Annotated in this window: 20 protein-coding genes; 16 read left to right on the top strand and 4 right to left on the bottom strand. The window is 75.1% G+C overall.

Translation table 11 applies throughout. From position 1 onward, the window contains the following. Positions 1-96: 96 nt before the first annotated feature. From ACFYYR_RS04045 to ACFYYR_RS04030, 4 genes are all read left to right on the top strand, one after another. Positions 97-546, top strand: coding sequence for a phage holin family protein (locus ACFYYR_RS04045; RefSeq protein WP_388846654.1), 450 nt, complete (start codon positions 97-99; stop codon positions 544-546). Further along, positions 543-932 (top strand): DUF3618 domain-containing protein, encoded by a 390-nt coding sequence (locus ACFYYR_RS04040; protein WP_388846652.1) that lies wholly within the window; start codon positions 543-545, stop codon positions 930-932. The genes ACFYYR_RS04045 and ACFYYR_RS04040 overlap by 4 nt, the downstream gene beginning before the upstream one ends. A 553-nt stretch (positions 933-1,485) precedes the next feature. Further along, positions 1,486-2,298 carry a SigB/SigF/SigG family RNA polymerase sigma factor gene (locus ACFYYR_RS04035; protein WP_388846650.1) on the top strand — a complete coding sequence of 271 codons (813 nt, stop codon included), beginning with the start codon at positions 1,486-1,488 and terminating at the stop codon, positions 2,296-2,298. A 260-nt stretch (positions 2,299-2,558) separates the two neighbouring features. Continuing rightward, positions 2,559-3,794: an aminotransferase class I/II-fold pyridoxal phosphate-dependent enzyme gene (locus tag ACFYYR_RS04030; RefSeq protein ID WP_388846648.1), complete on the top strand. Its 1,236-nt coding sequence runs from the start codon at positions 2,559-2,561 to the stop codon at positions 3,792-3,794. 136 nt (positions 3,795-3,930) lie between these two features. Here ACFYYR_RS04030 and ACFYYR_RS04025 read toward each other — a convergent pair whose 3' ends face one another. Continuing rightward, positions 3,931-4,554, bottom strand: coding sequence for a DedA family protein (locus ACFYYR_RS04025; RefSeq protein WP_388846646.1), 624 nt, complete (start codon positions 4,552-4,554; stop codon positions 3,931-3,933). Continuing rightward, positions 4,551-5,330 (bottom strand): MBL fold metallo-hydrolase, encoded by a 780-nt coding sequence (locus ACFYYR_RS04020; RefSeq protein WP_388846644.1) that lies wholly within the window; start codon positions 5,328-5,330, stop codon positions 4,551-4,553. The genes ACFYYR_RS04025 and ACFYYR_RS04020 overlap by 4 nt, the downstream gene beginning before the upstream one ends. A 205-nt stretch (positions 5,331-5,535) precedes the next feature. On the opposite strand from ACFYYR_RS04020, the gene ACFYYR_RS04015 reads away from it, so the two are divergent. From ACFYYR_RS04015 to ACFYYR_RS04000, 4 genes are all read left to right on the top strand, one after another. Further along, positions 5,536-6,102: a TetR/AcrR family transcriptional regulator gene (locus ACFYYR_RS04015; RefSeq protein ID WP_388846642.1), complete on the top strand. Its 567-nt coding sequence runs from the start codon at positions 5,536-5,538 to the stop codon at positions 6,100-6,102. A 112-nt stretch (positions 6,103-6,214) separates the two neighbouring features. Continuing rightward, positions 6,215-6,805 carry a DUF4865 family protein gene (locus ACFYYR_RS04010; RefSeq protein ID WP_388846640.1) on the top strand — a complete coding sequence of 197 codons (591 nt, stop codon included), beginning with the start codon at positions 6,215-6,217 and terminating at the stop codon, positions 6,803-6,805. A 335-nt stretch (positions 6,806-7,140) separates the two neighbouring features. Further along, positions 7,141-9,495 (top strand): phage holin family protein, encoded by a 2,355-nt coding sequence (locus ACFYYR_RS04005; protein WP_388846639.1) that lies wholly within the window; start codon positions 7,141-7,143, stop codon positions 9,493-9,495. 486 nt (positions 9,496-9,981) lie between these two features. Further along, complete coding sequence (locus tag ACFYYR_RS04000) at positions 9,982-11,547, top strand: amino acid permease (protein WP_388846637.1); 1,566 nt, start codon at positions 9,982-9,984, stop codon at positions 11,545-11,547. Between the two features lie 66 nt (positions 11,548-11,613). Here the strand turns inward: ACFYYR_RS04000 and ACFYYR_RS03995 are convergent, their stop codons facing one another. After that, the gene (locus ACFYYR_RS03995; protein ID WP_388846635.1) at positions 11,614-11,868 is read right to left on the bottom strand and encodes a hypothetical protein; all 255 of its coding nucleotides are present in this window, start codon (positions 11,866-11,868) and stop codon (positions 11,614-11,616) included. A 266-nt stretch (positions 11,869-12,134) separates the two neighbouring features. Here ACFYYR_RS03995 and ACFYYR_RS03990 point away from each other — a divergent pair, with 266 nt between their 5' ends. Next, on the top strand, positions 12,135-14,207 hold the full coding sequence (locus ACFYYR_RS03990) for a SpoIIE family protein phosphatase (RefSeq protein ID WP_388846633.1): 2,073 nt from the start codon (positions 12,135-12,137) through the stop codon (positions 14,205-14,207). Positions 14,208-14,770: 563 nt separating this feature from the next. Further along, a complete protein-coding gene (locus ACFYYR_RS03985) occupies positions 14,771-15,436 on the top strand; it encodes a 4'-phosphopantetheinyl transferase (RefSeq protein WP_388847254.1) in 666 nt (221 codons plus the stop codon). A gap of 66 nt (positions 15,437-15,502) precedes the next feature. On the opposite strand, the gene ACFYYR_RS03980 is transcribed toward ACFYYR_RS03985, so the two are convergent. Next, positions 15,503-17,272 (bottom strand): FAD-dependent oxidoreductase, encoded by a 1,770-nt coding sequence (locus ACFYYR_RS03980; protein WP_388846631.1) that lies wholly within the window; start codon positions 17,270-17,272, stop codon positions 15,503-15,505. Positions 17,273-17,456: 184 nt separating this feature from the next. Between ACFYYR_RS03980 and ACFYYR_RS03975 the strand changes: the two genes are divergently transcribed. From ACFYYR_RS03975 to ACFYYR_RS03950, 6 genes are all read left to right on the top strand, one after another. Next, positions 17,457-17,771: a 4a-hydroxytetrahydrobiopterin dehydratase gene (locus ACFYYR_RS03975; RefSeq protein ID WP_388846629.1), complete on the top strand. Its 315-nt coding sequence runs from the start codon at positions 17,457-17,459 to the stop codon at positions 17,769-17,771. A gap of 458 nt (positions 17,772-18,229) precedes the next feature. Then, positions 18,230-19,516 (top strand): NAD(P)/FAD-dependent oxidoreductase, encoded by a 1,287-nt coding sequence (locus ACFYYR_RS03970; protein WP_388846627.1) that lies wholly within the window; start codon positions 18,230-18,232, stop codon positions 19,514-19,516. After that, a complete protein-coding gene (locus tag ACFYYR_RS03965; RefSeq protein ID WP_388846625.1) occupies positions 19,513-20,259 on the top strand; it encodes a DUF1365 domain-containing protein in 747 nt (248 codons plus the stop codon). Before ACFYYR_RS03970 ends, ACFYYR_RS03965 begins: the two co-directional genes overlap by 4 nt. A gap of 146 nt (positions 20,260-20,405) precedes the next feature. Continuing rightward, a complete protein-coding gene (locus ACFYYR_RS03960) occupies positions 20,406-21,638 on the top strand; it encodes a class I SAM-dependent methyltransferase (protein ID WP_388847252.1) in 1,233 nt (410 codons plus the stop codon). Then, positions 21,635-22,924, top strand: coding sequence for a class I SAM-dependent methyltransferase (locus ACFYYR_RS03955; RefSeq protein WP_388846623.1), 1,290 nt, complete (start codon positions 21,635-21,637; stop codon positions 22,922-22,924). The genes ACFYYR_RS03960 and ACFYYR_RS03955 overlap by 4 nt, the downstream gene beginning before the upstream one ends. Continuing rightward, the gene (locus ACFYYR_RS03950; protein ID WP_388846621.1) at positions 22,921-23,724 is read left to right on the top strand and encodes a DUF1295 domain-containing protein; all 804 of its coding nucleotides are present in this window, start codon (positions 22,921-22,923) and stop codon (positions 23,722-23,724) included. Before ACFYYR_RS03955 ends, ACFYYR_RS03950 begins: the two co-directional genes overlap by 4 nt. Positions 23,725-23,802: the final 78 nt, after the last annotated feature.

Raw genomic sequence — 23,802 nt, 5'->3', positions numbered from 1 at the left:
GGCCGCAGAGGACACGGAGACGGCCGGACGGGTACCGGCGGGCAGCCGCGCCCGGACACCTCAACGGACCGTATGCGCCCCGGAGATGCCCGCGCCATGCCCGGAACGGACGGCACGGCGCCCGGACCGGTCCGGGCGGCCCGCGGCGCGGCACGCCCGGGGGAGCAGCAGCCCGTCGGCGAGCTCGTCAAGCAGGCCTCGGAGCAGCTGTCCGACCTGGTCCGGAGCGAACTGCGCCTGGCTCAGGCCGAGATGGTGCAGAAGGGCAGACGGGCCGGACGCGGCGGTGGCCTGTACGGAGGCGCCGGACTGGTCGCCTTCCTCGGCCTGCAGGCGATGGTGGCCACGGGCATCGCCGCCATCGCGCTGGCGCTGCCCGTCTGGGCCGCCGCTCTGATCGTGACGGGCACGCTGTTCGTGGTGGCCGCGGTGCTCGCCCTGCTGGCGAGGCGGGACACCCGCAACGCCTCACCGCTCAAACCGCAGCAGGCGATCCGCGGTCTCAAGGCCGACGTCGAAGTGATCAAGGAGAGGGTGCACCGATGACGAACACCCCGGAGGAGCTGCGCGGCCAGGTGGCCGAGGCCCGCGAGCGGCTGGGCGCCACGGTGGAGGAGCTCGCGGCACGGGCGGATGTGAAGACCCTGGCGCAGCACAAGGTCGCCGAGATGAAGGAGCACATGCAGCACACCGCCGCGTATGCCTCCGACGTCGTCCACGACACGCCGGAGCAGCTGCGGACGGCCGTACACGCGGCCGCGGAGACGGGACGGCGCCGCCCGGTTCCGGTCGCCGCCGCGGCCCTCGGCATGGTGCTGGTGGCGGCCCTGGCCGTACGCGGCCGGCACGGCCACGCCCCCGCGGCGCACCGGTACGCACGGAGCCGGGAATTCGCTGCCGGCTACTGGCACGCCCTGGCCCGGCGGCACTGACCCAGCTCCTCGGCCCGGCTGCCCGCCCTTCCCCGGCGCGGCGGCCGGCGGGCCGGGGTCTCCGGGCAGCCGTCGGCTCCTCGTAGCAGCCACCCCCCCCGGACCGCCCGGCAGGAGTTCCTGGATCCTGGTCTTGAGCCCCTGCCGGGCCACTCCCTTTCCCGTCCTCCGCAGCTCCCACCGGGGCGGTCCTCCGCCGGTCCCCGCCTCCCGGGGCCCGTCCTCGTGCCGCCCGCTTCCTCGGTTCGTCCTGCGGTTCGTCCGGGTACGGCACCTGCGGTCGGCGGACCACCCCGGCCCCCGGACGGCGCCTCCGGACGCAGCCGTGGGCGCCGGATGCGGGGCCGTACGGGGCGGGCTTACCGTGGAGAGTGCCCGTGGGGCCGACGGGGTCGCCGGTTTGACCGGAGGTCCGACGGGCAGGCGCAAGACGTGCTTCGGACCGAAGGCACGCCCGCGGGAGGCAACCGTGTATGCCCCGGTGGCGCGTTTCCGTTCGGTCGTGCGCGTGCTCCTGCGGTGATCCAGTCCGCCGTCCTGGGAGCTGTCCATCATGACGACCGCACAAATCTCGGCCAAGCGCCCCTCCGCGAAGCACCCTCACGACGACGCCCCCGACACGTCCGCCGAGTTCGAGGAACTCGCCCACCTGCCCGACGGGCCCGAGCGGGACGCCCTCTGCCAGGAGGTCGTCCGCGCCTGGATTCCCATGGCCGAACGCCTCGCCCGGCAGTTCCGCAATCGCGGTGAATCGCTCGAGGACCTGGAGCAGGTCGCGGCTCTCGGTCTGGTCAAGGCGGTCCGGCGGTACGACCCCGAACGCGGCACGGCGTTCGAGAGTTTCGCCGTCCCGACCGTCGTCGGCGAGGTCAAGCGTCACTTCCGCGACCACATGTGGGGCCTCCACGTGCCCCGCCGGGTCCAGGAACTCCGCAACCGCGTCAGGGCCGCCCACCGCGAGCTCTCGCACTCCCTCGACGGGCGCGGCCCCGATGTCCGGGAGATCGCCGAGCACACGGGCCTCACCGAGCAGGAGGTGAAGCTCGGGATGGAGGCCCTGGAGAGCTTCACGCCGCTCTCCCTGGACGCGGAGCTCCCCGGCTCCGAGGACGGCTACGCGCTGGTCGACACGCTCGGTGACCAGGAGCCGGGTTACGACCTGATCGTCGACCGGGAGGCCCTGAAACCCAAGCTCAGCAAGCTCCCGGAGCGGGAGCGGCAGATCCTGTACATGCGGTTCTTCTGCGACATGACCCAGAGCCGGATCGCCGAACAGCTCGGCATCTCCCAGATGCATGTGTCGCGGCTGATCAGCCGCACCTGCTCCGCCCTCTGCGACCAGGTGATGGCCGAGTCGCGCAACTGACCAGGAGCGGCGTCCACGAGCACAGCCCACGAGCACAGCCCAAGAGCACAGCCCACGAGCACGACCCGACAGCACAGCCCACGAGCCGCAGCGCGCCGACGGCGCACGTCCAGGAGACCGGGCAGCCACGGCCCGGCCGGTCCGTCCCGGCCGTGTCGTCCCCTCGGCCGTCCCCGGGTGATCTGCGGAGGTGTGGGTACCCGGCCTGCGGCGCACCGGAGATCCTTCAGGCGCCGGCACGACCCACGTCGGAGGTACGGATGCAGCCGACCGCATCGGAAGGCCGGGGCCCGGCCTCGTTCGGGCCGCCGGCACCCGCCCCGGGCCTGCCGGTCCTCCCCGAGCTCGCCGAGCGGCTCTTCCGGTGTGCCACGGGCGCCGGCCCGGAACCGGTGGGCGGCAGCCGGGACCTGCTGGAGGCGGCGTGCGGCTACTGGTCGCGGCGGGGCCTGGAGACCGACACCTACCACGTCGCCGCCGGGCCGGGAGCCCAGCCGCTGCTGCTCGCCCTGCTCGCCGCGATCGGCGGGGACGTCCTCCTCACCCGCCCCTGCGCGGCCTGGTACGCCGCTCCGGCCGTGCTGCTGGGCCGCCCCGCGTACCACGCGCCCACGCCCGCCGAATGCGGCGGTGTCCCGGACCCGTTCGCGCTGCTCGAAACCGTACGGCGGGTGCGGGCGGAGGGCGGCGACCCGCGGGTCCTGCTGCTGTCCGTGGCCGACGACCCGTGCGGCACCGTGCCCCCGCCCGAGGTGCTGCACGAGGTCTGCGAGGCGGCGCTCGGCGAGGGCATGCTGATCGTCAGCGACGAGACCTACCGCGACACCCTGCACGAGCCGGGCACCGTGCTGTTCAGCCCCGCCGAGATGCATCCGAACGACGTCGTGGTCCTCACCGACCTCGGCGCGGCCCACGTTCCCCCGGGCTGGCCCGCCGCCGTCGTCCGCTTCCCCAACACCTGGCGCGGCGGCGAACTGCACGCCGCCACCCTGGACATCATGGCCGGGCTGCGGACGGTGCTCGCCGGACCCGTGGCCGCGGCCGTGGCGCACGCGCTCACCGAACCCCAGCCGGTCGCCGCCCGGACGGCAGCCGCCGCCCGGCTGCACGGCACCCTCGCCGCCGCGGTCCACCGCACGGTCACCGCAGCCGGAGCCCTGTGCCGTCCGCCCCAGGCCGGCAGCCATGTGTATGTGGACCTCGACCCGCTGCGCCATGCCCTGGAGGCCCGTGGCATCAGCGACTCGGTCGACCTGGAGAACCACCTCAGCGAACGGCTCGGCGAGCCCGTGCCGGGCGGACACCGCTTCGGGGACGGTCCCGACGCGCTCCGCGCCCGGCTCTCCACCGGTCCGCTGCTGGGCGGCTCGGACAGCGAGCGGCTGCGGACCCTCACCGCCGAGGATCCGCTCCTGCTCCAGCACGTGGACCGGGCGTTGGCCCTGCTCCGCGACACCCTGGTGGAACTGGACGACGACCAGCGCGCCGACGCCTGACCGCGCACGGCCGCGCCGGAGTCCCCCGCGCGACCGGAGCCCGGCCCGCACGGGACGGAAGCCGGCGACACGCGGCCGGCCGGCAGGAGGAGCCGGCGACGGGCCCCGGCTCGGTCCGGGCCGGTCCGCGCGGGGCTCAGTCCGGGCCGGCCCGGCGGGCGGCGAGCCTCCGCCACCCCGCGGGCACCGCGCTGATCGCCAGGGTCAGCGCCACGGCCGCCACCACGCCCTGCCACGGCTCGCCGAACAGCGCACCGCCGAGGATGCCGATCAGCTGGTACGTCGCCGCCCAGGCCAGACAGGCCGGCGCGTCGCCGCGGGCGAACCAGCGCATCGGCTTCTCGGCCAGCAGGCACGCCAGCATCACCGGAATCCGTCCCGCCGGAACCAGCCGGGAGAGGACCAGCACCGTGACCCCATGTGCGTCCAGCTTCCGCTGCGCCGTCTCCAGTCGGTCGGGAGCGGCCCGGTGACGCAGCCGTGCCAGCCGCCGCGCGACGTTGCGGGACTCCGCTCCGCGCCGCCCCAGCCAGTACAGGCCGAGGTCGCCGAGGAACGCCGCGGACGCCGCCACCACGAACACCAGCAGCAGGGAGAGCGGCGCAGCCCGGTGGAAGGCCACCACCGCAGCGGAGCTCACCAGGGCCCCCGTCGGCACCACCGGCACCAGGGAACCGAGCACGATCAGCAGGAACAGCGTCGGATAGCCGACGGCCTGGGTGGTCTCCGGAGGCACCGTGCCCAGCAACTCCCGGATCACCGCGCGGTCTCCGGCCGTACGCGCTCCCCGTGGGCCGGCCGGTGCACCGTCACCTCGGGGGCCAGCCGCGCCGCATGCCGGACGAACTCCTCACCCGGCGCGTGGAATTCGTGCGGGCGGACCGCGTCCAGCCCGATCGGCCAGTACGTGCCGTAGTGCACCGGCACCGCGCTGCGCGGCTCCAGCCGGACGAGGGCCTCGGCGGCCCGGCGGGCGTTCAGGTGCCCGGGGCCGAGGAAGGGGCCCCAGCCGCCGACCGGCAGCAGCGCCACGTCGCACGGCCCCACCTCGTCGGCCATCTCCTCGAACAGCCCGGTGTCCCCGGCGAAGTACGTGCGCGCCTCCCCGCTGATCACATAGCCCAGCGCGGGCGACCGGTGCGGGCCGTACGGCAGCCGCCGGCCGTCGTGCGCCGCCCGGACCGCCCGGACCACGGCCTCGCCCACCGCGAGCTCGTCCCCCGGTGCGACCTCGGTGACGCGCAGCCCGCCCTCGGCCAGCCGTCGCAGTCCGGGCAGGGCCCGCTGGGCACCGCGCGGCACGAGCAGCCGGGTGCCCGGCCGCAGCCGGGCCAGGGAGGGCAGGTGCAGATGGTCGGCGTGCAGATGGGAGACGAGGACCGCGTCCGCCACGGCGGCCTCCGGCGGCGGCAGCGCGCCCCGGCGCCGCCGCAGATGGGCCAGCCGCGGTACGAACACGGGGTCGGTGAGGAACCGCAGACCGGAGTCCGCCACGGTGGCGGTGGCATGGCCCCACCACGTGATCTCCACGGGCACGCGCCACCTCCTGCCGCTCCGCCCCGCGCCGCCGGGCCCACGGCCCGTCCACCGCCCGTCCCTGCTGCTCCGGCCCCTCCATCCTCGCTCGGCTTCTTCCCCGTACCCGGCCGGTGCACGCCTCGCCGCGCAACCGCGCAGTGCGGCGTGCACCCGGGGCGTTGTCCGCACCAGCGTTGTACATACCAGTAGGTACACTTGCTGCATGGACACCAGGGAACGTCTGATCCGCAGCACACAGGAGCTGCTCCGGGAGCGCGGGTACGTCGGCACCAGCCCCAAGGCGATCCAGCAGCGTGCCGAGGCGGGCCAGGGGAGCATGTACCACCACTTCCGCGGCAAGCCCGGTCTCGCGCTCGCCGCGATCCGCCGCAACGCCGAGGAGGTCCGCGCCCGGGTGGACGGGCACCTGTCCGCCCCCGGCACGGCGGTCGAGCGGATCACCGCCTACCTCCGGCAGGAGCGCGACGTGCTGGGCGGCTGCCGGGTGGGCCGGCTCGCCCAGGACCCCGAGGTGATCGCCGAACCCGGGCTGCGGGAACCGCTGGACGAGACCTTCGACTGGCTGCGGCGCCGGCTGGCCGAGGTGCTGGCGGAGGGCAAGGAGCGCGGCGAACTGGCCCCGGACCTCGACCCGGTGGGCACCGCCGCCGCGCTGGCCGCCGTGGTCCAGGGCGGCTACGTCCTGGCGCGCGCCGCGGGCTCCGCCGAGCCGTTCCACCGGGCCGTGGACGGCGCCGTCGACCTGCTCACCGCCCGGACCCGCGCCTGACCGCCCAGCGGCGCAGGCGCGGCGCGAGGCGGACGCCCGACAGCCGGCCGGACCGGGAAGGCTCAGGCTCTCGACCTCCGGCGAAGTGCCCACGACAGGAGAACCGTCGCCCGTGTACGCCATGCAGTACGACATCACCCTGCCCGCCGACTACGACATGCGGATCATCCGGGACCGGGTCGCCGGCCGCGGCTCCGCCCTGGACGACCGGGCCGGGCTCGGCCTGAAGGCGTACCTCATCCGGGAGCGCGGGAGCGCGGGCTCGGCGGTGAACCAGTACGCGCCGTTCTACCTCTGGCACTCCCTCGCCGGGATGAACCACTTCCTCTGGGGCGGGGGCGGCTTCCAGGGCATCGTCGCCGACTTCGGCCGCCCTGCGGTCCGGCACTGGACCGGCGCGGCCTTCGAGCCCGGCCCGGCCCTGCGGTCGGTGCCGCGTGCCGCGACCCGTCACACGTCCTTCCTCCCGGCGGACAGCGGGCCCGAGGCGGCGGTGGGGCGGGCGCTCGAAGCCGTCCGGGCCACGGCCGCGCAGCCGGGCGTGCACAGTTCGGCGCTGGCCGTGGACCCCCGCCACTGGGAGTCGGTGCACTTCACCCTGTGGGAGGAGGAACCGCCCGAGGACCGGCCCGGCGACCGCTACGAGGTCCTGCACCTCTCGGCTCCGCAGCTCACGGACCTTCCGGCCGGCCGCTGTTGGTGAACTCCCGAATCCCCGCATCCCTGAACCCCGTGAACACCTGCATCCCCTGAGCGCCAGTGGCGCCGAAAGCCCCGGCGCCCCGAGCCGCCGCCGGCCCGGACCCGGCCCCATCCGCACACCAGCACGAAGCGCGGCAGGCCGGGGCCCGGACGGCGGTTCCTGTGCCACGCTGGGGAGCGCGCCCGCATGCCCGGTGCGGGGCGGGTGTACGAAGCCTCCCGGGGAAGCCGGACGGATGCCGGGTGACCGGTGCCCGGTGCCGAGCGGGCCGGTGACCGGAGCCCTGCTCCGCGGTTCCGGCGGATTCCGGACGGGAGGCGGCAGGCGGGAGCGTGGTGGTGGACGGCAGATGGCGGGCGGTCGGGGGCACGGTCCTGCGGGTGCTCGTCGTCTGGGCCGCGAGTACGGTGACGCTGCTCGTCCTCGCCGCCCTCCTCCCCGACTTCCGGCTGCAGTCCCCGGCCGGTGACAGCGCCACCCGGATAGCGATCACCGCGGCGCTCGGCGCCGGAGCCTTCGGCCTGCTCAGCGCCCTGGTCTGGCCGCTGGTCGTACGGGCGCTGCTGCTGGTGCCCGCCTTCGTGCTCGGGCTGCTGGTGTTCTTCCTCAACGGCTCGCTGCTGCTGGTCGCGCTGCGCCTGGTACCGGACCAGCGGGGCGAAGTCGCCCCGGAGACGGCAGTCGTGGTCGCCGCCGTCATGTCCGCCGTCGCATCCGCCACCAGCACCGCGCTTGCGGTGCGCGACGACGTCGCGTACCGGCGGCGGCTGTACCGGCTCGCCCACCGGAGGCGCCGGGGCGACGCCCGCGGCCGCACCGGGACGACGGCGCCGGGCACCGTGTTCCTCCAGCTCGACGGAGTGGGGCACGACGTGCTGGCCGACGCGCTGCGGGAGCGGCCCGGCCTCGCCGGCGGGCCGCCGCGGCCACCGGTCATGGCGACCGTGGCCCGCTGGCGCGCCGACGGGCGCTACCGGCTCACCCCGTGGCGCACCGACTGGTCCAGCCAGACGGGCGCCAGCCAGCTCGGCATCCTGCACGGCTCCAACCACGATGTGCCCGCGTTCCGCTGGTACGAGAAGGAGACCGGCGAGGTCATGGTGTGCAGCCGCCCCACCAGCGTCGCCGAGCTCCAGCGCCGGGCCGTGCTGCGCACCGGGCGGGGCGGGCTGCTCACCGCCGACGGCGCGAGCCGGGGCAATCTGTTCAGCGGCGGCGCGGACCAGTTGGCGCTCGTCCTGTCGGTGACCGCCCGGCGCGGCAAGGAGAACCGTTCCCGCGCCGGGTACTTCGCGTACTTCTCCGACCCGGCCAACGCCACCCGTACCGCGTGGTCGTACCTCGCCGAGGTCGGGCGGGAGATCACCCAGTCGGCGCGGGCCCGGCTGCGGCGCGAGCGGCCGCGCGTCAAGCGGGGCGGGCTGTACCCGTTCATCCGCGCCTTCGCGACCGTGGTGGAGCGGGACGTGGTGGTCGCCTCGGTCATCGGGGACCTGCTGGTGGGCCGGACGGCCGTCTACGCCGACCTGGTCGGATACGACGAGGTCGCCCACCACTCGGGCCCGCGCAGCCGGGACGCGGAGCAGGTCCTGGCCCGGCTAGACCGGAGCATCCGGCTGATCGCCCAGGTCGCCGAGCACGCGCCGCGGCCCTACCGGATCGTGCTGCTCTCCGACCACGGGCAGAGCGTCGGCCCGACCTTCGAGGACGCCTACGGGCTGACGCTCCAGGACCTGGTCCGGGCCGGGTGCGGGCTGCCGGTGCCGCGCCGGGCGGGCCGCTCGCCGAGCGGAGCCGAGGCGCGGGCGGCGGCCCGCGCGGCCCTGCACCGCCCGGAGAAGGCAAACGGGGACCAGCGGCACCGCCGGGCCCGGGCCACCGAGCCGCTGGTGCTCGGCTCCGGCAACCTCGGGCTGATCAGCTTCCCCGGCCTGCCCGGCCGGGTCAGCCGCGAGGAGATCGACCGCCGCCACCCGGCCCTGCTGCGCACCCTGGCGGAACACCCCGGCATCGGCTTCCTGCTCGTCCGCAGCGAGCGGCACGGTCCGGTGGTCCTGGGCGCGGGCGGCGCCGAGCACCGCCTGGGGGCGGCGAAGCCGGACGGCGGACGGCGGGGGCCCTCGGGCCCGGACGGCGGACACGGGCCGGGCCCGGGGGAGCCGGGTGGCGGGGAACGGAACAGCGGAGAACGGGGCACCGGCGAGCGGGGCCGGGGAGAACCGGGCCCGGGCGGGCGGCGCCGGGGAGAGCGGGGCCCGGGCGAGTGGGACGGCGGAACGGGCTCGCGAAGGCCGGACGGGGCGGCGCCCGGTGCGGACGGGCCGGGCGCGCCGCCGGCGGAGGCCCCCGGGAGCCCGCTCGCGCCCTTCGGGCCCGGCGCCGCGGAGACCGTACGGCGCACCTCGGGCTTCCCGCACGCGGCCGACATCATGGTCAACTCGGCGTACGACCCGGCGACGGACGAGGTCTACGCGTTCGAGGAGCAGATCGGCTCGCACGGCGGGCTGGGCGGCGCCCAGTCCCTGCCCTTCCTGCTCTGGCCGGTGGAGCTGTCCCCGCCGGTCGCCGACGGCCGGGAGCTGGCGGGGGCGGAGCAGCTGCACGCCGTGCTGCGCCGCTGGCTGGAGGAGGCGGACGGCCCGCAGGTGCCGCTGACGCCGCCCGGGGAGCCCGCCGAGCACGTGGGCTGAGGGCCGAGCGCGCGGGCTGGCGTCGAGCACGTGGGCTGAGGGCCGAGCGCGTGGGCTGGCGTCGAGCACGTGGGCTGAGCGCCGAGCGCGTGGGCTGAGCGCCGGCCCGGCGCGGAGCCGGTACGCCCGCACCACGCCCCTCCGGCGAAGCCCCCCGAGCGCCCGCTGGAGAAGAATGCGCGGCCGAACGCGCCCCGGACCGTCCGATTTTCGGCGAAGGGGGTTCCGTCGGCGAACATCATCGGTGATTTGGTGCCGGGTGGACCATGCCCGACCATGGGGTCCCCCGGAAACTCACGGCTGGTGTGCGCCTTCGCGCCACCGGCCGCGGCACGCTGCGCACCGGAAGCGACGCGGACGGGCGGTGACGGCGGGTGACCGTCGGGAGCGGCCCGCCCCCGGCAGCCCCGCGCGGCTCACCACCCGGCGGCACCCCCACGCCGTACCGGCCGTCACGGGCGCGCAGCACAGGAAAGGCACCACCCCATGCACGACACCGGAACCGTTCCGCCGCCGGCTCCGGCCCCGGACGCGGCCCAGGCCCCTTCCGGGGAGGCGGTGACCGCCCCGGCGCCGGACTCCCCGCAGCAGGACCCCGCGCAGCAGGGCGCGGGGAGCCGGCACGCCAGCCGTTTCGGACTGCCGGTCGCCACCGCGCTGGTGATGGGCAACATCATCGGCGGCGGCATCTTCCTGCTGCCGGCGTCCATCGCCCCGTACGGCACGGTCAGCCTGCTCGCCTTCGGTGTGCTCACCATCGGCGCCATCGCCCTCGCGCTGGTGTTCGGCCGGCTGGCGCAGCGGGATCCGCGGACCGGCGGTCCGTACGTCTACGCGCGCGAGGCGTTCGGCGACTTCGCCGGCTTCCTCGCCGCCTGGTCGTACTGGATCACGACCTGGGTGAGCAACGCGGCGCTGGCCGTGGCGGCGGTCGGCTACCTCGACGTGCTCCTCCCGGTGGAGGGCTCGGTCTGGAAGATGACGGTCGCGGCGCTGCTGCTCCAGTGGTTCCCGGCGCTCGCCAACCTGGCGGGGACCCGCTGGGTCGGCGCGGTGCAACTCGTCTCCACCGTTCTGAAGTTCGCGCCCCTCCTGCTGGTCGCCGTCGGTGGTCTCTTCTTCTTCGACCCGGAGAACCTGGGCCCGTTCCAGGGGACGGACGGCAGCGCCCTCGGGGCGGTCTCGGCGTCCGCCGCGATCCTGCTCTTCAGCTACCTGGGCGTCGAGTCGGCGGCGGTCAGCGCGGGCGAGGTCCGCGACCCGCGGCGCAACGTCGGGCGGGCCACCGTCCTGGGCACCCTCGGTGCGGCGCTGGTCTACCTGCTCGGCACCCTCGCCGTCTTCGGCACCGTGGCCCACGAGAAACTGGTCTCCTCCGGGGCGCCCTTCACGGACGCGGTCAACGCCATGTTCGGCGGCACCTGGGGCGGCACCGTGGTCGCCTGCGCCGCCCTCGTCTCGATGGTGGGCGCGCTCAACGGCTGGACGCTGCTCAGCGCCCAGACCCCGTACGCCGCCGCGCGCGACGGGCTGTTCCCGGAGCGGTTCGCGATCAAGCGGCGGGGCGTGCCGACCTTCGGCGTGCTGGTCACGGTCGTCCTCGCCTCGCTGCTGACCGTCTACAACTACACGGCCGGTACGGCGCGGGTGTTCGAGATCCTGGTACTGGTCACCACGTTCACCGCCACGGTGCCGTACCTGCTGGCCGCCGCCGCCCAGCTCTACTTCCTGATCTCCGGGCAGCGCGACCGGGTCCGCCCCGGGCGCTTCGTCCGCGACGTGGTGCTGGCGCTCACCGCCTTCGGCTTCTCGCTGTGGCTGGTCGCGGGCGCCGGCTACGCGGCGGTCTACCAGGGTGTGCTGTTCCTGTTCGCCGGGGTGCTGGTGCACGCCTGGATGTCCGCCCGCCGGAAGCGGGCGGCGAGCGCGGAGCCGGCGGACACCGCGGAGCCGACGGACGCAGCAGTGCCGGCGGACGCAGCAGTGCCGGCGGACACCGTGGAGCCGGCGGACACCACGAAGGCGGCGCCCACCGGCGAGAGCGTCGCCTGAGCCGGAGCCGCCACCGGCTGACGCCCGCGGGGCCGTCGCCTGCCCCGCGGCAGGCGCGGCCCCGCGTCACTTCTGCGCGTCGCGCCGGTTGGTCACCGCAGCCTGGGCCATCGGGGAGAGCGCGCTGACCATGTTCGGCCCGCCCTCCGGGGGCTGGATCAGCGACACCCAGCCCTTGTCCGCCAGGGACTCGAGGTTCCGCCGCGCGTCGTCGCCCAGATCGGCCGCCAGTTCGTCCTCCGTCGGGTTGCCGCCGGCGGTCAGCCTTTCCTGAATGCGGAGGACGAGCGCCTCCTCCGCTTCGGTGATGTCGAAGTCCATGGTTCGACCGTAGGTCCCGGCGCGGTGCCGCGCTCGTCGGATGCCCCCGTACGACCGGCCCGGGACCGGGCGGCGGCGGTCCCGGGATCGTCGCCGCTCCTCCCCGCAGCCCCTCGGATACGCTGGTCGTGAGGAGCCTGCGCCCGAGGACCCTGCGCCCGCGGACGCTGTACCGATGGTGCGTGGGCGGCTTTCCCGCACCGGAACGCGGCCTTCGGCACCGGCGGCGCGGCGGCGGGACGAGCGGCCCATGGCCCAGGATGGTCATGGCAGTGGACACACACGAGCCGACGAGCGACACACCGGAACCGCCCCGGCCCGGGGTCGGGTATGCCGGTGTGTTCCGTGAACTGCTGCCGATCGCGCTGTGGCGGGACGACGCGGACGGACGCATCGTCCAGTGGGCGCTGGCCGCCGAGGAACTGCTCGGCCACGCACCGGAGGACGTCCTCGGCCGCCCGGTGAAGCAGACGCTCGTACCCGAAGAGAACTGGGGCCTCGCCGACGAGCTGACCTGGCGCGTCCGGTCCGGGGAGGCCGTGGTCGGCACGCTCCCGGTGCGCCACCGGGACGGGCACTTCGTCCAGATGGAGATGTGGATCTGCCGCACCGCGGACCCGGAGGGCCGCACCGGCAACCTGGTCATCGCCGCCGAGACCTCCGCCGTCGTCCGGATGCGGGACTCCCTGGCCGCGCTCGAAGGCCTGTTCGCCCAGTCGCCGATCGGGCTGGCCATGCTCAGCCCCGAGCTGGACTACGTCCGGGTCAACGACGCGCTGGCCCGGATGAACGGTGTCTCCGCCGCCGAGCACATCGGCCGCCGGGTCTCCGAGGTGGCACCGGACGTCAACGCCGAGGAACTGGAGACGGTGATGCGGGAGGTGCTGGCCGGCGGCGAGGCCGTGGTGGACTTCCGCCGCATCGGCCGCACCCCGGCCGCCCCCGGCGACGACCGCGTCTGGTCCTGCTCCTACGCCCCGCTGCTCGGCGGCTCCGGCCGCCCGCTGGGCCTGATCGCCTCCCTCATCGACATCACCGAGGGGCAGCGCGCCCATGTGAACGCCGAACGGGCGCGGCAGCGGTTCGCGCTGCTGGCCGAAGCCGGGATCAAGATCGGCACCACGCTGGACCTGCGGCAGACGGCCGAGGAGGTGGTGCAGGCCCTGGTGCCCCAGCTCGCCGACTCGGCCGACGTCCAGATGCTGGAGGAGGTGCTCACCCCCGATGAGACCGCCGCCTCCGCCCAGGGCATGGTGCGCCGGATCGCCGCCGCCTTCACCGACCCGGACGCCCCCGACGAGGAGCTGGCGGTCGGCCGCACCTACCGCATCCCGCCCCACTCGGTGTACGAGCGGGTCGTCGCCGAGGGCCGCCCGCTGAACCTCTACCTCCCGGACATCGCCGCGCTCATCACCGACCCGGGGGAGGAGCGGCTGCGCGGCTACCTGCGGACCTGCCTCGGCTCGGCGCGCATGGTCCCCCTGGTGGCCCGGGGCAAGGTGCTCGGCGCCGTGGTGGCCACCCGCACCCGACGCCGGGAGCCGTTCGACGAGCAGGACAACGTCCTCATCGACGAGTTGGTCGGCCGGGCCGCGCTGAACATCGACAACGCCCGGATGTACACCAGCCAGCGCGAGGCGGCCCTCACCCTGCAGCGCAGCCTCACCAACAGCGCCCTGCCGAGTGTCCCCGGACTGGATCTGACCGGGCGCTACCTGCCCGCCAGCGAGCAGGATGTCGGCGGCGACTGGTTCGACGCCATCGCCCTGCCCGGCGGCAGAACGGGGCTGGTCATCGGGGACGTCATGGGGCACGGCATCCACGCGGCGGCCGTCATGGGGCAGCTGCGCACGGCGGTACGGACGCTGGCCCGCCACGACATCCCGCCGTCCGAGATGCTGCGTTCCCTGGACGCCGTCGTCGCCGACCTGGGCGAGAACGAGATGGCGACCTGCGTCTACGCCGTGCACGACCCCGCCGCCGGCGGCTGTCTGATCGCCCGCGCCGGCCACCCGCCGCCGGCCGTCGCCGACGCCGAGGGCACGATCACCTTCCTCGACGGCCCGTCCGGCACCCCGCTGGGCACCGGGGGACAGGACTTCCGCACCGAGCGGGTGGCGCTGCCCGAGCGGAGTCTGCTGGTGATGTACACCGACGGGCTCATCGAGGCCCGGGACCGGGACATCGACGAGGGCATGCGGCAGCTCGCCCGGTCGCTGCGGCACCTGGAGGACCCGCTGCCGAAGATCTGCGACTGTATCCTCGGGCACCTGCTGCCGGCCGGCTCCCAGGACGACGTCGCGGTCCTGCTCGCCCGGCCGGTGCGGCCGGAGCGCTGACCCGGCGGGGGCCGGTCGTGCCGGGCGCACCGGTCCCGGAGCGGCGGAGCACGGCGCAGCGGCATCCGGCGCAGCGGCACCCGGACCCGTATCCGGGGGCGGACCCGGACCCGTATCCGGGTGCGTACCCGGGTGCGTACCTCCCCTCCGGTACGCCTCCGGCCCCGGCGCGGGAACGGTTCTCCGCGACGGGCGACGGGACGGCCGGGAGGTGCATCGGTCCGTCCCGGGCGCGCAGTTCCGGCCACCGGGGCGGGGCCTGGCGACTGGCTCAACTGCCCCTGGCGCGGCGCACGTTGAGCGGCGAACGATCACGGCGCGCCCCGTCGGATCCGGCCCGGCCGGAGCGGCCCCCGATAGGATGAACGGCGTCGACGGCGACCGCGGGCGCGGCCGTCGCCGCATGAGGGTTCCGGTTCCCTCACTGCCGCAGGAAGCAGCGGAACTCCTCGGGTTCACCGTTCGAGCACCGTCCCGGCACCGTGACCGTCCCCCCGGCGGTCGACGACCCACGAGGAGTCGCCGTGCAGAGTCCGCCCGTCCGTGGCACGTCCACCTCGCTCATGGGCAGGCTCCTGCCGTCCCGCGCGGTGACCGCCGAGTCCTTCGGCGACGACGTACCGGCCGACGAGGCCCGGCTCTTCCCCGAGGAAGAGGTGGCGGTGGCCCGGTCCGTGGACAAGCGGCGGCGGGAGTTCACCACGGTCCGGGTCTGCGCGCGGCGGGCGCTGGCCGGGCTCGGCCACGCCCCGGTCCCGCTGGTGCCGGGGGAGCGCGGTGCGCCGAGCTGGCCGGCGGGGGTCGCCGGCAGCATGACGCACTGCGACGGGTACCGGGCCTGTGCGGTCGCCCGGAACACCGAGGTGGTGAGCCTGGGGATCGACGCCGAGCCGGCCGGCCCGCTGCCCGACGGGGTGCTGGACTCCGTCACCCTCCCCGGCGAGCGCGAGCTGCTCCGCACCCTGGCCGCGGAGGACGCCGGCATCCACTGGGAGCGGCTGATCTTCTCGGCCAAGGAGTCCGTGTACAAGACGTGGTTCCCGCTCACCCGGCGCTGGCTGGGCTTCGAGGACGCCTTCGTCGAACTGCGCCGGGACGGCACCTTCGGCGTGGAACTCCTCGTCCCCGGCCTGGAGGTGGCCGGGGCGCCGGTCCGGATGCTGGAGGGCCGGTGGCTGGCCGAGCGGGGCGTGGTCCTCACGGCGGTCGCCTGTGAGGCGCCCGCCTGACGCTCCTGGCCCCAACGGCCCGTCCCCGGCCCGAGGGCAGTCCCCGGGTGAATGACCGTCCCCGGCTCACCCCAGGTCGAACAGGTTCGGCAGCCCGAGGCCGTAGCGGAACTCGTCGTGCCGCTTGAGCGCGTCGAACTCCGGCGCCCGGTAGAGCGGGGTGACGGTGCACCGCGGCGCCGCTGAACCGGAGGCGTCCAGCAGGGCGTTGACGGCCTGCCGGGCCGCGGCGTTCGCGCCCTCCATCGTCGCCAGGTCGATGTCCACGGCCACGTAGTCCCCGGCGAGGAAGAGGTTGGGCACCGCGGTCCGGGCGGTCGGCCGGTTGAACCAGGTGCCCGTCGGGTGGATCAGCAGCTGGTCGTCGTTGCGTGGCTCGGGCGTGCCGATGCCGTCCACCGCCGGGTCCAGGAACCACGAGTGCAGGGCGCTGTCCCGCAGCACCGTGCGCCCGGTGTCGTTCAGCGCCGCCTTGAGCTGCGCCCACACCTCGCGCGCGACCTCCTCCCGGGTGCACTGCTTGGCCGTGCGGCCGTAGAGGATGCCGGGGCGGCTCCACTCGGAGATGTCGACGGACAGGCAGTCGCGGACCTGCCCGTCCCCGTAGTCGGCGGGGAAGTTCCGGCCCTTCCAGAACTGGGCCTGGCCGACGGAGGTCAGCGACCAGGGGGAGTCGAGGTGGTTGATGTGCCCGTGGATCACGGGGGTCGGCTCGGTCAGATAGAACTGGATCCCGGTCATCCAGTCGGTCTCCAGCCGGTCCGCGCGCCCCAGCTGCGGGTCGGCGGCCCGCAGCGCCCGGCCCCAGACCGTGCGGGCGTGCTCGACGGGCATGGCGCACACGTAGTGGTCGGCGGTGACGGTGCGCCGGGTGCCGTCCGCGTCCCGGACGACGGCCCCGGTGACCCGGCCGTCGGCGTACGGCAGGTCCAGCACGGTCGCGCCGACCTCGAACCGCACCCCCAGGCTCCGCAGATGGGCCACCCAGGGGTCGATCCACGCCTCGTTCGTGGGGGCGTTGAGGACCCGGTCCGGTTCGCCGTCCGCGGTGCGCCCCAGCATGTTGAAGAAGAACGCCTCGAAGCAGTTGGCGACCGTTCGGGTGCTGGCCACCTCGGCCTTGGTGGCGACGATGTTGCGGGTGATGCCGATGGCCAGCAGCTGCTGGTAGTCGGCGGACATCCGGGCGGCCCGCAGGAACGACCACCACGAGGTGCGCTCCCAGTCGTCCAGCCGCCGCTTGTCGCAGCTGGTGAAGAAGACGAGGACCCGGTTGGCGAAGTACGCCACCTCGTGGGCGGGCAGGTTGGCGGCCGTGACGAGCAGCCCCGTGACGGTGCGGAGCAGATCGTCGGGGGAGAGCGGGCCGGGCGGCGTGCCGAGGGTCGAGAAGGGCAGCCGGATGTCCTCGCGCCCGGTCCGGGCCAGCATGACCTCGGTGGAGGCGACGAGGTTGTCGTGGCAGCCGTTCCGGTTGCCCGGGAACGGGATGCGGCGCAGGGTGTCCGGCAGGTTCCGGTAGAAGCCCGGGATGAAGCGGAAGCCGTGCTCGCCGGGCAGCGGCCTGCGGCCGCCGCGGGCGCTGTCCGGCACGTCCATGCTGCGGGCCTTGCCGCCCAGGCCCTTCTTCTCCAGGACGGTGACCGCGAAGCCGCGTTCGGCCAGCTCATGGGCGGCGGTCAGCCCGGCGACACCGCCGCCGAGCACGGCGACGGTCCGCCCGGCGCGCGGACCGCGGGGCGCTGCCGCCGCCTGCCCGGCCGGGAGGGCGGCGCTGCCGGCCGCCGCCGCGGCACCCGTCACGAACGTCCGTCTGGTCCTGCCCGTACGGTGCATGCCGCCCCCTACTACCGCCGGTAACCGCAACGTCCGGCGGAGCATAGAAGCCTCCCGGGTCACCCGGAAGGGAACTCCCGCGCCGGGAGCACATTGGCGCGAATCCGACCCCGTCCGGTGGCAGGGTGGAGGTGTGGCACCCACCGGGGCCGCGACCGGGCACCGAGCACGGAGGGCAGCACCCATGGCACCCGAACCGCTGACGCGCGCACAGATCCAGGACGGCCTCGCGGAGCTGCCCGACTGGTCCCTGCGGGGGGACCGGATCGAGCGGACCTACACCTGCGGGGGACATCTCGCAGCGGCGGCGATGGTCGGGCAGATCGCCCGGGTGCAGGAGGCCCTGGGGCACCACGCCGATCTGACGCTCGGCTACAACAAGCTGACGGCGTCGGTGAACACGCACAGCGCGGGCGGCAAGGTGACGGAGCTGGACCTCGAACTGGCGCACCGCATCGAGCAGATCGCGGCGGAGCACGGGGTGGGCGGCACGGGCTGACGGGGCCGGGCCGCCGGCCGGTCCACCGGGTTCACGAGGTCGGGGAAGCGGCTGCCTCGGTCCCTCGGGCGGCGCAGCCACGACCCATGGCGCCCACCGCCCCCGAGGCGGCCGCGCGGCAGCAGCCGTGATGGAGGGGAGCCTGCGCCGGTGAGGGCGCCGGTCACGGTCCGCTGCCGCCTTCCGGAGCGAGCCCGCCCAAGGACACGACGGCCGGCGGGGCCGGGCCCTCGCCCCCGGGGGCCGCTTCCCGCCCCCGTGCCGTCCGTCGTCGTCCGCCGGTGGTCGCTCACACCCCGCATTCGTCGCGAACCCGTCGGACGGATGGGTCTGCTCACTCGGAAGAGTGAGCGTGCCCCCGCGCTGAAAAAGATCGCGGAACCGACCAATCCGCGACCCCCGCCACACCGAATGAGCTGCGAGGGATCGGCCCGCGGCAGGTGTGGAGGTACAGCGGCATGGCGGTGGAACGGCGGCGGACGGTCGTGGTGGGCGGCGGAGTGGCCGGGCTGACAGCGGCCCACGTGCTGCACCGCTCGCACGAGGTGACCCTGTACGAGGCCGACGACCGGCTCGGCGGGCACGCCCACACCCACGACGTCCCGTCCTCCGACGGCCGGGTGCACCGCGTCGACTCGGGCTTCATCGTCCACAACGAACGCACCTATCCGCATCTGCTGCGCCTCTTCCGCGAACTCGGGGTGACCACCCAGGAGTCCGAGATGAGCATGTCGGTGCGGTGCGAGGGGTGCGGCCTGGAGTACGCCGGGGCGCGCGGCCCGCGGGGCCTGTTCGCCCAGCCCCGCAACGCCGTCCACCCCGCCTACCTGCGGATGCTCACCGAGGTCACGGCGTTCCACCGCCGCGCCCGGAAGCTGCTCGACGGGGACGGCACCGGGGACGGCACCGGCACCGACGACCGCACCCTCGGCGACTTCCTCGCCGAGGGCCGCTTCTCCGCGTACTTCACCGCCCACTTCATGACCCCCGTGGTCTCCTGCGTCTGGTCCTGCAGCTCCGAGACCGCCCTGCGCTACCCGGCCCGCTACCTCTTCCGCTTCCTGGCCAACCACGGGCTGCTCGGCATCGGCGGCTCCCCGACCTGGCGCACCGTGACCGGCGGCTCCCGCGCCTACGTCGACCGGGCCGCCAAGCAGCTCACCGCCGTCCGCACCGCCACCCCGGTGCGGGCGGTGCGCCGCTGCCCCGACGGCGTGGAGATCGTCACCGAGGACGGCGACACCCACCGCCACGACTCCGTCGTCATCGCCGTCCACCCCGACCAGGCGCTCCGGCTGCTCGCCGACCCCACCGACGACGAGCGCGCGGTGCTGGGCGCCTTCCGCTACTCCCGCAACCCCACCCTGCTGCACACCGACGCCTCCCTGCTGCCCCGCAGCGCCGGGGCGCGCGCCTCCTGGAACTACCTGATGCCCTCCTGCGGGGCCTCCGCGGACGCGGTGCGGGTCAGCTACCACATGAACCGCCTCCAGCGGCTCGACGCCCCCGAGGACTACCTCGTCACCCTCAACGGCACCGGCCGCGTCGCCGAGGACGCCGTCCTGGCCCGGATGGTCTACGAACACCCCGTCTACACCCCGGAGTCCGTCGCCGCCCAGCGGCGGCTCCCCGGGCTCAGCGGCCCGGTCACCGCCTACGCCGGCGCGTACCACGGCTGGGGCTTCCACGAGGACGGCTGCCGCTCCGGCGTCGAGGCGGCCCGCGCCCTGGGGGTGGCCTGGTGACCGCCCCGGCCCCGCCGGCCGCCCCCGCCCTCTACGCCTGCACGGTGGCGCATGTGCGCACCCGGCCGCAGCGCTACGCCTTCCGGCACCGCACCTACCTCTGGCTCGTCGACCCCGACCGGCTCCCGCGGCTGCCCCGCCCGCTGCGCCCGCTGGCCCGCTTCGACCCCCGCGACCACTTCGGCGGCACCGCCCCCACGATCCGCGCCGGGCTGGACCGGTACCTGGCCGCCCAGGGCATCGACCTGGCCGGCGGCCGGGTCCTCATGCTCGGCCACGCCCGGGTGCTCGGGTACGTGTTCAACCCGCTGACCCTCTACTGGTGCCACGACCGCGACGGCGCCCCGGTCTGCGTCGTCGCCGAGGTCCACAACACCTACGGCGGACGCCACTGCTACCTGCTCCGCACCGACGCCCGCCACCGGGCCCGGGTGGACAAGGAGTTCTACGTCTCGCCGTTCTTCCCGGTCGACGGCGGCTACCGGATGCGGCTCCCGGAGCCGGGCGACGCCCTCGACCTGACGGTGCACCTGGAACGGGAGGGACAGCGGCCGTTCACCGCCACCCTCCGCGGACGGCGCCGGCCCGCCGGCCCGCTCGGCCTGCTGCGCGCGGCCGTCCGCCACCCCTGGTCCACCGCCGCCGTGTCCCTGGGCATCCGGATGCACGGCATCCGGCTGTTCCTGCGGGGGCTGCCCGTCCAGCCCCGTCCTCGTCACCGAACCCAGGAGGGTCTGCAGTGAGCCTGTCCGCGTCCCCGGACACCAGTACACCCGCCGGCGCGAAGCCGCCCGTCACCACGGGAACCCCCGGCAGCCCCGTCCTCGTCCCCGCGCCCGGCGGCTCCGCCCCCGGCTCCGCGCCGGCCGCCCGTCCGGCCGCCCCCGCCGTGCGCACGGCCGACCCGGAGCGGTGGCCCGACGTGGCCGCCGTGCCCCGGTGCTCCCGGCCGCGCGCCGCCGCCGCGGAGGCGCTGGTGCGCCGCGCCCTGGCCCGGCTGCCGCTCCGGGTGCGCCTCGGCGGCGGCGACACCCTCGGCGCCGGGGGCCCGCTGATGGAGATCCACGACCCGGACGCCTTCTTCCGGCGCGTCGGCACCACCGGCACCATCGGCTTCGGAGAGTCGTACATGGCGGGGGAGTGGGAGACCGACGACCTGGTGGGCGTGCTGTCCGCGGTCGCCGAGCACGTCGCCACCCTGATCCCCGGACCCCTCCAGCGGCTGCGCGGGCTGTGGGCCCGGCGGCGGCCCGCCGCCCAGCGCAACACCCCCGACGGCGCGCGCGGCAACATCCACCGCCACTACGACCTGTCGAACGACCTCTTCGCGCTCTTCCTCGACCCGACGATGACGTACTCCTCGGCGGTGTTCCGGGGCTTCCCCGCCCAGCAGTCCCTGCTTCCCGCCGCCCAGCACCGCAAGATCGACCGGCTGCTGGACCTGGCGCGGGTCGGCGCCGGCACCCGGCTCCTGGAGATCGGCACCGGCTGGGGCGAACTGGCCCTCCGTGCGGCGGCCCGCGGCGCCGAGGTCGTCTCCGTGACGCTCTCCGCAGAACAGCGCGACCTCGCCGTACGCCGCATCGAACAGGCCGGCCTGGCCGACCGGGTCACGGTGCTGCTCCGCGACTACCGCGAGGTCGAGGGGGAGTACGACGCCGTCGTCAGCGTGGAGATGATCGAGGCGGTCGGCGCCGAGTTCTGGCCGGTCTACTTCTCCGCCCTGGACCGGCTGCTGGTCCCCGGCGGCCGGGCCGCCCTCCAGGCGATCACCATGCCGCACGACCGGATGCTGGCCACCCGCACCACGTTCACCTGGATCGGGAAGTACATCTTCCCCGGCGGTCAGCTGCCCTCGACCGAAGCGATCGAGCAGGCCACCGCCGGCCGCACCCGGCTGCGGGTGGCCGCCTCGGAGGCGTACGGAGCGCACTACGCCGAGACCCTCCGCCTGTGGCGGGAACGCTTCACCGAGCGCGCCGACGAGGTCGGCGCGCTCGGCTTCGACGCCACGTTCCGCCGCATGTGGACCTTCTACCTCGCCTACTCGGAGGCGGGCTTCCGGTCCCGCTACCTCGATGTGCGGCAACTGCTGCTGACGAAGGAGGAGACCGCCCGATGACCGGCGCCGCCCACCACCTCGCACCGCTGCTGGAGCAGTTCCTCGGCGGCCGGCTGCCCGTACGGCTGAGAGCCTGGGACGGCAGCGCCGCCGGCCCCGAGGACGCACCCGTGGTGGTCCTCCGCTCCCGGCGTGCCCTGCGCCGGCTGCTCTGGCAGCCCGGCGAACTCGGCCTCGCCCAGGCCTACATCGCCGGTGAGATCGACATCGAGGGCGATCTGGCCGACGGCCTGCGCACCGTCTGGCGGGCGGTCCGCGAGCGCGGTCTGCACGCGCCCCGGCCCTCCGCGGCCGACCTCGCCCGGGCCGCCGGAACCGCCCTGCGGCTCGGCGCCGTCGGCCCGCGCCCGCCGGCCCCCGGCACGCCGGCCGGCCTCAGCGGCAGCCTGCACAGCAAGGCCCGCGACCGCGCCGCCATCAGCCACCACTACGACCTCTCCAACGACTTCTACCGGCTCCTCCTCGACGAGACCATGGCCTACTCCTGCGGCTACTGGACCAGCGAGGACCCCGAGTACGGACCCGCCGACGCCCAGCGCGACAAGCTGGAGCTGATCTGCCGCAAGCTCGGGCTCGGGCCCGGCATGCGGCTGCTGGACATCGGCTGCGGCTGGGGCTCGCTCACCCTGCACGCCGCGCAGGAGCACAAGGTGCGGGTCACCGCCGTCACCCTCTCCCGCGAACAGCGCGACCACGTGCGCGAGGAGATCCGGGCCCGCGGCCTGGAGGAGTTCGCCGAGGTCGAGCTCCGCGACTACCGGGACCTCGCGGGCGGCGGGTACGACGCGGTGTCCACGATCGAGATGGGCGAACACGTCGGCGACGCCGAGTACCCGCACTTCGCCCGCACCCTGCACCTGATGCTCCGGCCGGGGGGCCGGGCGCTCGTCCAGCAGATGTCCCGCGGCGCGAACGCCCCCGGCGGCGGCGCGTTCATCGAGACGTACATCGCCCCCGACATGCACATGCGCCCGCTCGGCGGGACCCTCTCCCTCCTGGAGGGCGCGGGCCTCGAAGTGCGGAACGTGGAGGCCCTCCGGGAGCACTACGTCCGCACGATCGGCGCCTGGCACCGTACGCTCGAGGAGCGGTGGCCGGAGTTCCTGTCCCTGGTCGGCCCGCAGACCGCCCGGGTGTGGCGGCTCTACCTGGTCGGCGCCGCGCTGGCCTTCGAGGAGCGCCGGATGGGCGTCGACCAGATCCTGGCCGTCCGCCCCTCGCCCGAGGGGGTGAGCGAGCTGCCCGCCACGCCGCGCGCCTGGTACCCCGGAGGTGACGGACCGTGAACGGCTTTCCCTGGGCCGCGTTCGGCACCGGCCTCGCCGTCTCGGCGGCCGTGGCCCTCGCCGTCATGCTCGCCACCTTCGGCGTCGCCCTGGCCAAGGGCGTGCACCGGATCGTCGACGTCGCCTGGGGCCTGGCGTTCGCGGCCGTCGCCCTGGCGTCGTACGGCATGTCGGCCGGCCACGGCGACGACGGGCGACGGCTGCTGGTCACCCTGCTCACCGTGGTGTGGGGACTGCGGCTCGCCGGGCACATCGCCCGGCGCGGCCGCGGCCACGGCGAGGACCCGCGCTACGAGCGCATGCTCGCCAAGGCCCCCGGCAGCCGCAACGCCTACGCGCTGCGGACCGTCTATGTGTTGCAGGGCGCGCTGGTCTGGCTGGTCTCCCTACCCGTCCAGGCCGCCGGATACGTCCCCGCCCCGCTGGACGCCCTCGCCGCCGCCGGAGCCGCTCTCTGGCTGCTGGGCCTGGTCTTCGAAGCCGTGGGGGACTTCCAGCTCGCCCGCTTCAAGGCCGACCCGGCCAACCGGGGACGCATCATGGACCGCGGCCTGTGGAGCTGGACCCGCCACCCCAACTACTTCGGCGACTTCTGCGTCTGGTGGGGCCTGTACCTGCTCGCCTGCGGCGCCCCGGCCGCCGCCGCGCTCACCCTGGTCTCCCCGCTGGTGATGAGCTGCCTCCTGATCAACGGCAGCGGCAAACGCCTCCTGGAACGCCACATGGCCGACCGCCCCGGCTACGCCGACTACCGGGCGCGCACCAGCGGCTTCTTTCCCCGGCCACCGCACGGGGGGTGAGGGGCGGCAGCCCGGGGAGAGGGGCCTCGGCTCTCGATATGTATGCGACTTCAGGCCAACTTGTGGCGGGGAATCGAC

Origin of the sequence: Streptomyces sp. NPDC001922 (assembly GCF_042891165.1) — a bacterium.
GTDB lineage: Bacteria > Actinomycetota > Actinomycetes > Streptomycetales > Streptomycetaceae > Streptomyces.
Note: the sequence above shows the minus strand (reverse complement) of the source record. Positions and strands in the feature narration are given on the sequence as shown.